Origin of the sequence: Enterobacter cloacae subsp. cloacae ATCC 13047 (assembly GCF_000025565.1) — a bacterium.
Taxonomy (GTDB): Bacteria; Pseudomonadota; Gammaproteobacteria; order Enterobacterales; family Enterobacteriaceae; genus Enterobacter; species Enterobacter cloacae.
On record NC_014121.1, the window covers coordinates 1017346 to 1030581 of the forward strand.

Genomic DNA, 13236 nt, shown 5'->3' on the forward strand with positions numbered 1-13236 from the left:
AACAGCAGTAAAAACCTCTACAGGCTTGTAGCTCAGGTGGTTAGAGCGCACCCCTGATAAGGGTGAGGTCGGTGGTTCAAGTCCACTCAGGCCTACCAAATTTGCACAGCAAATTTGAAGAGGTTGCAAACGATGGGGCTATAGCTCAGCTGGGAGAGCGCCTGCTTTGCACGCAGGAGGTCTGCGGTTCGATCCCGCATAGCTCCACCATCTTTTACTGCGAACACAAGAAAACTTCAGAGTGAACCTGAAAAGGTGCACTGCGAAGCTTTGCTCTTTAAAAATCTGGATCAAGCTGAAAATTGAAACGACACATCTTTAATGGTGTGTTCGAGTCTCTCAAATTTTCGCAATCAGAAGTGAAACATCTTCGGGTTGTGAGGTTAAGCGACTAAGCGTACACGGTGGATGCCCTGGCAGTCAGAGGCGATGAAGGACGTGCTAATCTGCAAAAAGCGCCGGCGAGGTGATATGAACCCTTGACCCGGCGATGTCCGAATGGGGAAACCCAGTGTGATTCGTCACACTATCGTTAACTGAATACATAGGTTAACGAGGCGAACCGGGGGAACTGAAACATCTAAGTACCCCGAGGAAAAGAAATCAACCGAGATTCCCCCAGTAGCGGCGAGCGAACGGGGAGCAGCCCAGAGTCTGAATCAGCTTGTGTGTTAGTGGAAGCGTCTGGAAAGTCGCACGGTACAGGGTGAAAGTCCCGTACACGAAAACACACAGGCTGTGAACTCGAAGAGTAGGGCGGGACACGTGGTATCCTGTCTGAATATGGGGGGACCATCCTCCAAGGCTAAATACTCCTGACTGACCGATAGTGAACCAGTACCGTGAGGGAAAGGCGAAAAGAACCCCGGCGAGGGGAGTGAAAAAGAACCTGAAACCGTGTACGTACAAGCAGTGGGAGCACCTTCGTGGTGTGACTGCGTACCTTTTGTATAATGGGTCAGCGACTTATATTCTGTAGCAAGGTTAACCGTATAGGGGAGCCGAAGGGAAACCGAGTCTTAACTGGGCGTTAAGTTGCAGGGTATAGACCCGAAACCCGGTGATCTAGCCATGGGCAGGTTGAAGGTTGGGTAACACTAACTGGAGGACCGAACCGACTAATGTTGAAAAATTAGCGGATGACCTGTGGCTGGGGGTGAAAGGCCAATCAAACCGGGAGATAGCTGGTTCTCCCCGAAAGCTATTTAGGTAGCGCCTCGTGAACTCATCTTCGGGGGTAGAGCACTGTTTCGGCTAGGGGGCCATCCCGGCTTACCAACCCGATGCAAACTACGAATACCGAAGAATGTTATCACGGGAGACACACGGCGGGTGCTAACGTCCGTCGTGAAGAGGGAAACAACCCAGACCGCCAGCTAAGGTCCCAAAGTCATGGTTAAGTGGGAAACGATGTGGGAAGGCCCAGACAGCCAGGATGTTGGCTTAGAAGCAGCCATCATTTAAAGAAAGCGTAATAGCTCACTGGTCGAGTCGGCCTGCGCGGAAGATGTAACGGGGCTAAACCATGCACCGAAGCTGCGGCAGCGACGCTTATGCGTTGTTGGGTAGGGGAGCGTTCTGTAAGCCGTTGAAGGTGGCCTGTGAGGGTTGCTGGAGGTATCAGAAGTGCGAATGCTGACATAAGTAACGATAAAGCGGGTGAAAAGCCCGCTCGCCGGAAGACCAAGGGTTCCTGTCCAACGTTAATCGGGGCAGGGTGAGTCGACCCCTAAGGCGAGGCCGAAAGGCGTAGTCGATGGGAAACAGGTTAATATTCCTGTACTTGGTGTTACTGCGAAGGGGGGACGGAGAAGGCTATGTTAGCCGGGCGACGGTTGTCCCGGTTTAAGCATGTAGGCGGAGGTTCCAGGTAAATCCGGTACCTTTTAACGCTGAGGTGTGATGACGAGGCACTACGGTGCTGAAGTAACAAATGCCCTGCTTCCAGGAAAAGCCTCTAAGCATCAGGTAACACGAAATCGTACCCCAAACCGACACAGGTGGTCAGGTAGAGAATACCAAGGCGCTTGAGAGAACTCGGGTGAAGGAACTAGGCAAAATGGTGCCGTAACTTCGGGAGAAGGCACGCTGATATGTAGGTGAAGCCCCTGCGGGTGGAGCTGAAATCAGTCGAAGATACCAGCTGGCTGCAACTGTTTATTAAAAACACAGCACTGTGCAAACACGAAAGTGGACGTATACGGTGTGACGCCTGCCCGGTGCCGGAAGGTTAATTGATGGGGTTAGCGGCAACGCGAAGCTCTTGATCGAAGCCCCGGTAAACGGCGGCCGTAACTATAACGGTCCTAAGGTAGCGAAATTCCTTGTCGGGTAAGTTCCGACCTGCACGAATGGCGTAATGATGGCCAGGCTGTCTCCACCCGAGACTCAGTGAAATTGAACTCGCTGTGAAGATGCAGTGTACCCGCGGCAAGACGGAAAGACCCCGTGAACCTTTACTATAGCTTGACACTGAACACTGGTCCTTGATGTGTAGGATAGGTGGGAGGCTTTGAAGCGTGGACGCCAGTCTGCGTGGAGCCGTCCTTGAAATACCACCCTTTAATGGCTGGTGTTCTAACGTAGACCCGTTACCCGGGTTGCGGACAGTGTCTGGTGGGTAGTTTGACTGGGGCGGTCTCCTCCCAAAGAGTAACGGAGGAGCACGAAGGTTAGCTAATCCTGGTCGGACATCAGGAGGTTAGTGCAATGGCATAAGCTAGCTTGACTGCGAGAGTGACGGCTCGAGCAGGTGCGAAAGCAGGTCATAGTGATCCGGTGGTTCTGAATGGAAGGGCCATCGCTCAACGGATAAAAGGTACTCCGGGGATAACAGGCTGATACCGCCCAAGAGTTCATATCGACGGCGGTGTTTGGCACCTCGATGTCGGCTCATCACATCCTGGGGCTGAAGTAGGTCCCAAGGGTATGGCTGTTCGCCATTTAAAGTGGTACGCGAGCTGGGTTTAGAACGTCGTGAGACAGTTCGGTCCCTATCTGCCGTGGGCGCTGGAGAATTGAGGGGGGCTGCTCCTAGTACGAGAGGACCGGAGTGGACGCATCACTGGTGTTCGGGTTGTCATGCCAATGGCACTGCCCGGTAGCTAAATGCGGAAGAGATAAGTGCTGAAAGCATCTAAGCACGAAACTTGCCCCGAGATGAGTTCTCCCTGAGACTTTAGGTCTCCTGAAGGAACGTTAAAGACGATGACGTTGATAGGTCGGGTGTGTAAGCGCAGCGATGCGTTGAGCTAACCGATACTAATGAACCGTGAGGCTTAACCTTACAACGCCGAAGATGTTTTGGCGAAGAGACAGATTTTCAGCCTGATACAGATTAACAGAATTTGCCTGGCGGCTTTAGCGCGGTGGTCCCACCTGACCCCATGCCGAACTCAGAAGTGAAACGCCGTAGCGCCGATGGTAGTGTGGGGTCTCCCCATGTGAGAGTAGGGAACTGCCAGGCATCAAATTAAGTAGTAAGCCGGTGCATAAATCCGGTGGTTACAGCAGTCTTCGGTGGAGCGGTAGTTCAGTCGGTTAGAATACCTGCCTGTCACGCAGGGGGTCGCGGGTTCGAGTCCCGTCCGTTCCGCCACTTATTAAAAGCCCTGAGTTAACGCTCAGGGCTTTTTTCTTATCTGCTTCCCAATTATTGCTAAATCAGCAAAAATCCTCTGCGTTTTACGACCTTTTTCAGCATAACGCCAGCAGCGATAATCTTCCTCAGTTAACGAACATTACGAATAACGAGGAATGACATGACTATCCCTGCATTAGGCCTGGGCACTTTCCGCCTGAAAGACGACGTTGTTATCGCATCGGTCAAAACCGCCCTTGAGCTTGGCTATCGCGCAATTGATACCGCGCAGATTTATGAAAATGAAGCTGCGGTTGGCCAGGCGATTGAAGAAAGCGGTGTACCGCGTAACGAACTGTTTATCACCACCAAAATCTGGATCGAGAATCTCAGTAAAGACAAGCTGATCCCAAGCCTGAAAGAGAGCCTGAAGAAGCTGCGTACTGACTATGTCGATCTGACCCTGATCCACTGGCCATCTCCGAATGATGCCGTTTCTGTAGAAGAATTCATGCAGGCGCTGCTGGAAGCGAAAGAGCAGGGCTTAACCCGTCAAATTGGTATTTCGAACTTCACCATTCCGTTGATGGAAAAAGCCATTGCTGCCGTTGGCGCAGAGAACATTGCGACCAACCAGATTGAGCTCTCCCCTTATCTGCAAAACCGCAACGTGGTGGCGTGGGCCAAACAGCACGGCATTCACATCACTTCTTATATGACGCTGGCATACGGTAAAGCGCTGAAAGATGAGGTCATTGCACGTATTGCAAATAAACATAACGCAACGGCTGCACAGGTGATCCTGGCCTGGGCGATGGGTGAAGGTTATGCCGTTATTCCATCTTCAACGAAGCGTGAAAACCTGGCCAGCAACCTGTTAGCTGTGGATCTCCAGCTGGATGACGAAGACAAAAAAGCGATCGCTGCCCTGGAGTGCAACGATCGCCTGGTGAGCCCGGAAGGTTTAGCGCCAGACTGGGATTAATATTGACCCGCCCTCTGTACGCTTAACCCTCACACAGCTCCTTCGGGAGCTGTTTTTATATGCTCGCTCAGAAAGTCGATAAAGGCACGGATACGCGTGCTCACCGCTCTGTCGCTGTAGTAAACCGCACTGAAGGGCATCTCTACCGGCAGACGCTTGTCCGCCATTAACTCCACGAGATCACCGCGCGCAATTTCTTTATCAATCATGTAATCAGACAAACAGGCGATCCCGTTTCCTTCAAGACACAGCTGCTTCAGCGTTTCCCCGCTGTTGGACGACAACCCGCAGGTGATCTCATGCAACTGACCGTCAGGGCAGGCGACAGGCCAGGTATTCAGTGATACCGGCTCGGTGAAACCCAGACACAGATGCTGCTTCAGCTCTTCAACGGTTTCAGGTTTGCCGTGTTCAGCGATGTATTGTGGTGAGGCGATGATTTTACGGTAGCTGGCAAACAGAGGACGCGCGCGCAGGCTTGAGTCCGTCAGGGTTCCCGCCCGGATCGCCACATCGACTTTACGTTCGATAAGATTGATAAAGGTCTCAGAGGAGACCAAAGAGAGCGTCATCTCAGGATAGCGTTCACGGAAAGGTTTAATCAGCGGCATCAGAAAGTGCAGAACTACCGGTGTGGCCGCATCAATACGCAATAGCCCACGCGGTGTGCTGCGCGTTTCCATGATCTCGGTCTCTGCTGCAGCCATCTCCTGTAAGACAGACTGCACCCGGCGGAAGTACCGTTCACCTTCTTCCGTCAGGCTCAACTGCCGCGTCGTGCGGTTGAGAAGACTCACCCCAAGCTTCATCTCAAGCTTTTTCACCGAGCGGCTTACAGCAGAGTTTGCCTGCCCTAACTGCTCTGCCGCGCGGCTAAAACTGCCACTTTCGACGACGGCGACAAAGATTGTTAGCTCTTCCGAGGTTGCTTTCATTGTTGCACCACCTGCAAAATTCTATTGAGATTTTGACCATTTTTGTTATTTAACCACTGGCGCATACTGCCTGTCATCTTAATCCTGATGATACGGAGTATTTTATGCCACTGGCGCTACTTGCCCTGACGATCAGTGCCTTTGCAATTGGCACGACCGAATTTGTTATCGTAGGACTGGTTCCTACCATCGCTAACCAGCTTGCTATCTCATTACCTTCAGCCGGGCTGTTGGTCTCCATCTATGCTTTGGGTGTCGCTGTCGGCGCGCCCGTCCTGACGGCGTTAACCGGGCGATTCCCGCGTAAGCAACTGTTGGTCGCGCTGATGGTGCTCTTCACGGCCGGCAATATACTGGCCTGGCAGGCGCCGGACTACACGACGCTGGTCATTGCCCGCCTGCTGACTGGCCTTGCTCATGGGGTGTTCTTCTCGATTGGCTCCACCATTGCAACCAGCCTGGTACCCAAAGAGAAAGCCGCATCAGCCATTGCTATTATGTTTGGCGGATTGACCGTCGCACTGGTCACCGGCGTACCATTAGGGACGTTCATCGGACAACATTTCGGCTGGCGTGAAACCTTCCTCGCCGTTTCTTTACTGGGCGTGATTGCACTGGTGGCCAGTCTGCTGCTGGTACCGTCGAATATTCCCGGCCGTACAAGTGCAAGACTGAGCGATCGGATTAAGGTGCTCACACATCCTCGTTTGCTGCTCATCTATGCCGTTACGGCGCTGGGCTACGGCGGCGTGTTCACTGCATTCACCTTCCTCGCTCCAATGATGCAGGATCTGGCCGGCTTCTCTCCTGCAGCGGTAAGCTGGATTTTACTGGGGTACGGTATCTCTGTGGCGATTGGCAACATCTGGGGAGGTAAGCTCGCGGATAAGCATGGTGCTGTACCAGCGCTTAAGTTTATCTTCGCGGCACTGGTGATTCTGCTGATGCTCTTCCAGTTCACGGCATCGATTCAGTACGCCGCGCTGGTAACGGTACTGGTCATGGGCATCTTTGCCTTTGGTAATGTACCCGGCCTGCAGGTCTACGTGGTACAAAAAGCCGAACGCTATACGCCAAATGCGGTGGATGTGGCTTCTGGTCTGAACATTGCCGCCTTCAACATTGGTATAGCGATCGGTTCTATCGTTGGCGGGCAGACGGTGGAGCACTTTGGATTAACCCAAACCCCGTGGATTGGTGCCGTTATTGTGCTCGTTGCCTTCCTGCTGATTGGTCTGAGCGGGCGCCTTGATAAACCCTCTCGCGTAGCGCTTGGTTAAACCTCAGTAAGTGCTTGCTTACAAAACTGGAAAGAGGTTTCTCAGTAATTGCGTTGAAAGTGTGACCTAAAATCCCTATAACATTAGAACCAGTCCGTTTTCCGGGCTGGTTCATGTTACAGAGGTTGTTTCCAAAAGTGCGAAAAAATACCTATGCCATGCGTTATGTTGCCGGAATGCCCGCGGAGAGGATCTTGCCTCCCGGGTCGTTTGCGAGCATCAGCCAGGCATTACCTGCCGGTACACCGTTAAGCAGCGATGAAAAAATTCGGGTGCTGGTATGGAATATCTTTAAACAGCAGCGTGCGGATTGGTTATCCGTCCTCAAGAACTTTGGTAAAGATGCCCATCTGGTTCTGCTGCAGGAGGCGCAAACCACGCCTGAGCTGGTAAGGTTTGCGACCACTAACTATCTCGCCGCCGACCAGGTGCCCGCATTTGTATTGCCGCAACATCCCTCTGGAGTGATGACCCTTTCTGCCGCGCATCCGGTTTACTGCTGCCCGCTGCGCGAACGCGAGCCTATCCTGCGACTGGCAAAATCGGCGCTGGTGACGGTCTACCCACTGCCTGACACGCGGCTGCTGATGGTCGTGAACATCCATGCGGTAAACTTCAGTCTGGGCGTGGATGTGTATAGTAAGCAGTTACTTCCTATTGGTGACCAGATAGCCCATCACAGTGGGCCTATTATTATGGCCGGGGATTTCAATGCCTGGAGCCGTCCACGCATGAACGCGCTGTATCGCTTTGCGCGGGAGATGTCGCTGCGTGAAGTTCGTTTTAGTGATGACCAGCGCAAGAAAGCGTTCGGTCGTCCTCTCGATTTCGTTTTCTATCGTGGTTTGAGCGTGCATGATGCCTCTGTTCTGGTCACTCGCGCCTCCGATCACAACCCGCTACTAGTGGAATTCAGTCCCGGCAAACCTGATTAACACGGTGAGTCAGGTCTGCCGTGGGGCAGGCCGGTTGAGTGCTGCCCTTTACTTTAACCAACGCAAGGACAGTACAATGACAACAACACACTCTCATCACGACAACGTCGAAAAACAGTTTGGTTCCCAGGCAAGCGCCTATCTGACCAGCGCCGTACATGCTTCCGGCCGCGATCTGGTGCGTCTCGGCGAGCGTCTCTCGGCGTTTCCGCAGGCGACGGTGCTGGATTTAGGCTGCGGAGCAGGGCATGCCAGCTTTACAGCAGCGCAGCATGTGGCTCAGGTTACGGCGTATGATTTATCCAGCCAGATGCTGGAGGTAGTGGCGGAGGCGGCAAAAGCCAAAGGGCTCAACAATGTCGATACGCGCCAGGGCTATGCCGAATCCTTACCTTTCGAAGAGGCGTCGTTTGACGTTGTTATCAGCCGTTACTCCGCGCACCACTGGCATGATGTCGGCCAGGCATTACGGGAAGTCAAACGCGTGCTGAAGCCGGGTGGAACCGTCATCATTATGGACGTCATGTCTCCGGGTCACCCTGTACGGAACATCTGGCTGCAGACGGTTGAAGCGCTGCGTGACACCTCGCACGTGCAGGATTATTCCAGTGGGGAGTGGTTAACGTTTATTACTGAGGCCGGTTTAATTTCACGTTCACTGATAACCGATCGCTTACCGCTGGAATTTAGTTCGTGGATCGCCCGTATGCGCACCCCGGACGCGTTAAGCCAGGCCATACGGTTGTATCAGGACAGTGCTTCCTCAGAGGTGAAGGCCTACTTTGAATTGCAGGATGACGGTTCGTTTACCAGCGATACCATCATGGTTGAAGCGCAAAAAGCGAAGTAAAAAAAAAGCACCGAGGGGAATCGGTGCCTTTTTATCTTTGTATCGTGTAATCAGGAGTCTGGCGTGGCGCTGTTTTTCACAAACAGTGTCAGCTGGTCGCCTGGTTGCAGATTGTCAGTATCATTATTCCAGCGCATCACATCCTTAATGTTCACGCCGTGTCGTTTTGCGATACTGGACAGTGAATCGCCTTTACGCACGCGATAGGTAATGCTATCGCTGTTATTGGCGAGACGCTGTGCGCTGCTACCCGCACCCACCGTCAGTGTCTGACCCACTCTCAGGCCTGAGCTGCGCAGGTTATTCCACTGCTGCAGATCTTTTGCTGTCACGCCAAGACGTGATGCAATGCCCGAAAGCGTATCACCGCTACGAACCTTATAGCTGCGGCTGTTGACTGATGATGCATCCGCAATCAGCGTTGACTGAACGGCGGCAATTTCACCAGACGCTAAAGACTCACGTAACTGTTCAGCATGTTTCTGCGGAACCATCACATACTGTGGGCCACTCGCCCCCAGCGTTGAGCCTTTAACACCCGCGTTAAAGGTTTTCAGTTTACTTACCGACATACCCGTCATATCGGCAACCTGTTGAATATCAACCGGGTTGCTGAGGCGAACGCGCGCCAGTGCACGACTTTCGTCTGGTGTTGGCAGTTGTACACCGTAACGCTTGCTGTTTTTGAGAATATCACTCAATGCCAGCATCTTCGGTACGTAAATCTTCGTTTCCTGTGGCAGTGAGAGCGACCAAAAATCGGTGGATTTACCCCGTGCTTTATTCGCTTTCATTGCCTTCAGTACACGACCTTCGCCACTATTATACGCCGCAACCGTTAACAACCAGTCGCCGTCAAACATCTTGTTCAGACGTTGCATCATGTCGAGAGCGGCTGTCGTGGAAGCGACAACATCGCGACGGGCATCATAGTTACGGGTCTGTTTCAAACCGTAATTTCGCCCGGTGCTCGGAATGATCTGCCAAATACCTGCGGCATTGGCACCAGACGTCGCGTGTGGGTCAAAAGCGCTCTCCACTATGGGTAGGAGTACCAGCTCCATAGGCATGTTACGTTTCTTAACTTGCCCGGCTATCCAGTACATATACGGCTCTGCCCGTAACGTTACATCGTGGAGATAGCTCTTATTTCTTAAATACTTCTGTTTCTGTTCGCGAATCCGGCTGTTTTCCGGAATTCCCATCTTTAGCTCGTCGCCAATAGAGGTCCACAAGTTTTGATCCTGCGCGAAAGATGTCCCATCGTCCAACCAACGCGCTGAGCTTGTAAACTTCCCTGCTTCCCCTTGACCAGCTGCAGAAAGGCTCTGTGCGTGCTGTTGTACGTTGCTGCCGTTCTGCGACTGGCAACCAACAAGCAGGACAGAGGCGAGTAAGATCGCTTTTGCCTTCATGTGTGTGTCAATAGTTGCTTAAAAGACGAGCGATGATAACGGCGAAATTTTGAAAAGGCAACCCGCAATTATCTGAAGTTATCTTTCTTTGACCTTAACCATGCAAATCGCTGTTCTGGTTGTTGCAATTTTGTTTCTTGGTTAATTTTATTAATTAAATCAATGTCATCTGTTCTAAGAAATAAATTAATTTTACGCTCGTTTTTCAGAATTACGGGTAGTGTTTTTTGGTTTTTTGCACGTAACTCCTTCACTTTCTGATAGTAATCCTGAATCTCACGATCCTCAGGTAAAATGCTGGCAGAAAACTTCATATTTCCTAATGTATACTCATGCGCGCAACAAATTACAGTATCGTCAGGCAGGGCATTAATTTTTTGTAAAGATTGATACATCTGGGTTGGCGTGCCTTCAAACAGTCTGCCACAGCCGCCAGAAAACAGCGTATCGCCACAAAACAGATAAGGTTTGCTGTAGAAACACAGATGTCCCAAAGTGTGACCTGGTGTAGCAAATACGGAAAACTCCCACTCACGTATGAGGATATTTTTGCCTTCTTCGACTACTTGCGTGATTCCCTTATCTTGTGCCTCTGCCGGTCCGTAAACCACCAGATGCGGGAACCGGGCGCGCAGCTCAGGCACACCGCCGGTATGATCGTGGTGATGGTGGGTCAGGAGGATGGCTTCAGGCTGCCAGCCGTTCTCTTTTATTGCCTGCAGAACCGGGGCGGCCTCTCCGGGGTCGACAATGACGCATCGACGCGCGTCATCGACTAAAACCCAGATGTAATTGTCCTCAAAGGCAGGAATACTGATAAGATTCATACATTACCTCTTATAGCGTGGCGGGTGTTTTGATGAAACCGGCAAGGATACCTCAGACTGTCGCAGCACCGGAACGTTGGGCGGAATTGCCCTGGGGTGAATACTATCGCGAAGCATTAGAACTACAGCTTAAGCCCTGGCTCGCGAAAATGTATGGCTTTCACCTGCTTAAGATTGGCAATCTCAGCGCGGAAATCAATACCGAAAGCTGCGCTATCTCACATCAGGTCCATGTCTCTCTCGGCGGATCGCCCGTTCAGGTGAAGGCAGACCCTTTACACCTGCCGTTTGCGGAAAAGTCGGTTGATGCGTGCCTGCTGGCGCATACGATACCCTGGTGCAGCGATCCTCATCGCATGCTGCGTGAAGCCGATCGCGTGCTGATAGATGACGGCTGGCTGGTGATAAGCGGGTTTAATCCGCTGAGCCTGATGGGGCTGCGCAAGCTGGTGCCCGTATTACGCCGCACTCCTCCTTATAACAGCCGGATGTTCACCATGATGCGCCAGCTGGACTGGCTTTCGCTGCTGAATTTTGAAGTACTCAGCTACGGCGGATTTCAGGTACTGCCCTGGGCCAGAAAAGGGGGCGTTTTGCTGAGTACCCATTTGCCCGCATTAGGCTGCATGCAGTTTATCGTTGCGCGTAAGCGAACCATTCCCCTGACGCTTAACCCGATGAAGCAGAGCAAAACCAAAACGCCGATCCGCCAGACCGTGGGGGCCACGCGGCAGTACAGAAAACCGTAATCAGGATTCAGGCTGATAGCCCGCGTCCTCATGTGCCGGGTTAGCGGCCGCCGTCCGCGCCAGTTCATCGCAGCGCTCGTTTTCCGGGTGGCCGGCATGGCCTTTTACCCATTCCCACTTAATATTATGCTGGCCCAGCGCCGCATCCAGCCGTTTCCAGAGATCGACATTCTTGACGGGCTTCTTATCTGCCGTCTTCCAGCCGCGTTTTTTCCAGTTGTGGATCCACTGGGTGATCCCCTGGCGCACGTACTGGCTGTCGGTACTGAGCACCACGTCACAATGTTCTTTTAAGGCTTCCAGCGCCACGATGGCCGCCATCAACTCCATGCGGTTGTTGGTGGTCAGGAAATACCCTTCACTAAAAGTTTTTTCGTGCTGACGATAGCGCATAATCGCGCCATAGCCGCCAGGCCCTGGGTTACCGAGACAAGATCCATCGGTGAAAATTTCTACCTGTTTACGCATCTCTGGTAGACTTCCTGTATTTGAAACGTTCAGTTAAACGATAAGTCTGACATAAATGACCGCTATGAGCACTGCAATTACTCGCCAGATTGTTCTTGATACCGAAACCACCGGTATGAACCAGATCGGCGCGCACTACGAAGGGCACAAGATCATTGAGATCGGTGCTGTTGAAGTGGTGAACCGTCGTCTGACGGGGAACAACTTCCACGTCTATCTCAAACCCGATCGGCTGGTGGATCCTGAAGCGTTCGGCGTTCATGGTATTGCCGATGAGTTCTTGCTGGATAAACCGACCTTCGCGGAGGTGGCGGACGAATTTCTGGACTACATTAAAGGCGCAGAGCTCGTCATTCACAACGCCTCGTTCGATATCGGCTTTATGGACTACGAGTTTAGTAAGCTCCAGCGCGATATCCCCAAAACGAACACCTTCTGCAAGGTTACTGACAGCCTGGCGCTGGCCAGGAAGATGTTCCCCGGCAAGCGTAACAGCCTCGATGCGCTCTGTTCACGTTATGAAATAGACAACACCAAGCGAACGCTGCACGGGGCATTGCTCGATGCCCAGATCCTGGCGGATGTCTATCTGGCGATGACCGGCGGTCAAACGTCAATGAAGTTCAGCATGGAGAATGAATCCCAGCAGACGCAGGGCGAAGCGGGAATTCAGCGTGTTGTTCGCCAGGCCAGCCGCTTGCGGGTTGTTTTAGCGAGTGATGAAGAGCTTCTCAACCACGAATCTCGTCTGGATCTGGTCCAGAAGAAGGGCGGAAGCTGTATGTGGCGTGCGTAAGGCATGCCAGAACGCCTGTAAAATCACCGTTCGGGTGATTTTTGCAGCAAACGATTCAAAACGTGAGAAAAAGCGTTGACGAGTTCAGAGGCAAACCGTAATATGCGCCTCGTTCCCAAGGGAACACAGCGGAGCGGTAGTTCAGTCGGTTAGAATACCTGCCTGTCACGCAGGGGGTCGCGGGTTCGAGTCCCGTCCGTTCCGCCACTATTCAGGCCCACGTTATTTATAACGTGGGCCTTTTTCATTTCTGCGTTTCCTCAATCCTGAATTTCTCTCGTCTACCCGGCCCGTTGCTGTCGTCACGCGGTGAACGGCTGAGTTCCTGTTTAATTTATTTTTAATTAAAAATCTCATTCTGTTATTTTTATTAAAATAATCAATTTGATTTATTATTCTTTTCGTGTAAGTTCTTA

General features: G+C 52.2%; 10 protein-coding genes, 4 tRNA genes and 2 rRNA genes. 12 read left to right on the forward strand and 4 right to left on the reverse strand.

Translation table 11 applies throughout. From position 1 onward, the window contains the following. Positions 1-21 precede the first annotated feature (21 nt). The 6 genes from ECL_RS04860 (at position 22) to dkgB (ending at position 4565) form a co-directional block, all read left to right on the forward strand. Positions 22-98: transfer RNA gene (locus ECL_RS04860), tRNA-Ile, on the forward strand. Positions 99-134: 36 nt separating this feature from the next. Next, a tRNA-Ala gene (locus ECL_RS04865) sits at positions 135-210 on the forward strand. Positions 211-381: 171 nt separating this feature from the next. Continuing rightward, a 23S ribosomal RNA gene (locus tag ECL_RS04870) occupies positions 382-3286 on the forward strand. A gap of 64 nt (positions 3287-3350) precedes the next feature. Then, a 5S ribosomal RNA gene (gene rrf, locus ECL_RS04875) occupies positions 3351-3466 on the forward strand. Between the two features lie 55 nt (positions 3467-3521). Next, positions 3522-3598 (forward strand) — tRNA-Asp (locus ECL_RS04880). A 163-nt stretch (positions 3599-3761) separates the two neighbouring features. Then, positions 3762-4565: a 2,5-didehydrogluconate reductase DkgB gene (gene dkgB / locus ECL_RS04885; RefSeq protein WP_013095681.1), complete on the forward strand. Its 804-nt coding sequence runs from the start codon at positions 3762-3764 to the stop codon at positions 4563-4565. Positions 4566-4594: 29 nt separating this feature from the next. Here the strand turns inward: dkgB and yafC are convergent, their stop codons facing one another. Beyond that, a complete protein-coding gene (gene yafC / locus ECL_RS04890) occupies positions 4595-5500 on the reverse strand; it encodes a DNA-binding transcriptional regulator YafC (RefSeq protein ID WP_013095682.1) in 906 nt (301 codons plus the stop codon). A gap of 104 nt (positions 5501-5604) precedes the next feature. Between yafC and ECL_RS04895 the strand changes: the two genes are divergently transcribed. The 3 genes from ECL_RS04895 (at position 5605) to ECL_RS04905 (ending at position 8565) form a co-directional block, all read left to right on the forward strand. Next, positions 5605-6780 (forward strand): MFS transporter, encoded by a 1176-nt coding sequence (locus ECL_RS04895; protein ID WP_013095683.1) that lies wholly within the window; start codon positions 5605-5607, stop codon positions 6778-6780. Between the two features lie 137 nt (positions 6781-6917). After that, positions 6918-7715, forward strand: a complete 798-nt coding sequence (locus ECL_RS04900) for an endonuclease/exonuclease/phosphatase family protein (protein ID WP_013095684.1) — start codon at positions 6918-6920, stop codon at positions 7713-7715. 76 nt (positions 7716-7791) lie between these two features. Further along, on the forward strand, positions 7792-8565 hold the full coding sequence (locus ECL_RS04905; RefSeq protein ID WP_013095685.1) for a class I SAM-dependent methyltransferase: 774 nt from the start codon (positions 7792-7794) through the stop codon (positions 8563-8565). 50 nt (positions 8566-8615) lie between these two features. On the opposite strand, the gene mltD is transcribed toward ECL_RS04905, so the two are convergent. Together mltD and gloB are read right to left on the reverse strand one after the other, a co-directional pair. Beyond that, positions 8616-9980, reverse strand: coding sequence for a murein transglycosylase D (gene mltD, locus ECL_RS04910; protein ID WP_013095686.1), 1365 nt, complete (start codon positions 9978-9980; stop codon positions 8616-8618). A gap of 68 nt (positions 9981-10048) precedes the next feature. Further along, entirely contained in the window at positions 10049-10807 is a 759-nt protein-coding gene (gloB, locus tag ECL_RS04915; RefSeq protein ID WP_013095687.1) for a hydroxyacylglutathione hydrolase, read from the reverse strand. Between the two features lie 32 nt (positions 10808-10839). Between gloB and ECL_RS04920 the strand changes: the two genes are divergently transcribed. Continuing rightward, the gene (locus ECL_RS04920) at positions 10840-11556 is read left to right on the forward strand and encodes a class I SAM-dependent methyltransferase (RefSeq protein WP_013095688.1); all 717 of its coding nucleotides are present in this window, start codon (positions 10840-10842) and stop codon (positions 11554-11556) included. Here ECL_RS04920 and rnhA read toward each other — a convergent pair whose 3' ends face one another. After that, a complete protein-coding gene (gene rnhA / locus ECL_RS04925) occupies positions 11557-12024 on the reverse strand; it encodes a ribonuclease HI (protein WP_013095689.1) in 468 nt (155 codons plus the stop codon). 64 nt (positions 12025-12088) lie between these two features. Here rnhA and dnaQ point away from each other — a divergent pair, with 64 nt between their 5' ends. Both dnaQ and ECL_RS04935 read left to right on the forward strand, forming a co-directional pair. Then, positions 12089-12820 (forward strand): DNA polymerase III subunit epsilon, encoded by a 732-nt coding sequence (dnaQ, locus tag ECL_RS04930; RefSeq protein WP_013095690.1) that lies wholly within the window; start codon positions 12089-12091, stop codon positions 12818-12820. 130 nt (positions 12821-12950) lie between these two features. Further along, positions 12951-13027 (forward strand) — tRNA-Asp (locus ECL_RS04935). Positions 13028-13236 lie beyond the last annotated feature (209 nt).

What these genes read in the sequence shown, in the direction of transcription:
- rnhA (WP_013095689.1), bottom strand. Translation starts at nt 12,024, where the DNA reads ATGCGTAAACAGGTAGAAATTTTCACCGATGGATCTTGTCTCGGTAAC.
- ECL_RS04905 (WP_013095685.1), top strand. Translation starts at nt 7,792, where the DNA reads ATGACAACAACACACTCTCATCACGACAACGTCGAAAAACAGTTTGGT.
- dkgB (WP_013095681.1), top strand. Translation starts at nt 3,762, where the DNA reads ATGACTATCCCTGCATTAGGCCTGGGCACTTTCCGCCTGAAAGACGAC.
- gloB (WP_013095687.1), bottom strand. Translation starts at nt 10,807, where the DNA reads ATGAATCTTATCAGTATTCCTGCCTTTGAGGACAATTACATCTGGGTT.
- ECL_RS04895 (WP_013095683.1), top strand. Translation starts at nt 5,605, where the DNA reads ATGCCACTGGCGCTACTTGCCCTGACGATCAGTGCCTTTGCAATTGGC.
- dnaQ (WP_013095690.1), top strand. Translation starts at nt 12,089, where the DNA reads ATGAGCACTGCAATTACTCGCCAGATTGTTCTTGATACCGAAACCACC.
- ECL_RS04920 (WP_013095688.1), top strand. Translation starts at nt 10,840, where the DNA reads ATGAAACCGGCAAGGATACCTCAGACTGTCGCAGCACCGGAACGTTGG.
- yafC (WP_013095682.1), bottom strand. Translation starts at nt 5,500, where the DNA reads ATGAAAGCAACCTCGGAAGAGCTAACAATCTTTGTCGCCGTCGTCGAA.
- mltD (WP_013095686.1), bottom strand. Translation starts at nt 9,980, where the DNA reads ATGAAGGCAAAAGCGATCTTACTCGCCTCTGTCCTGCTTGTTGGTTGC.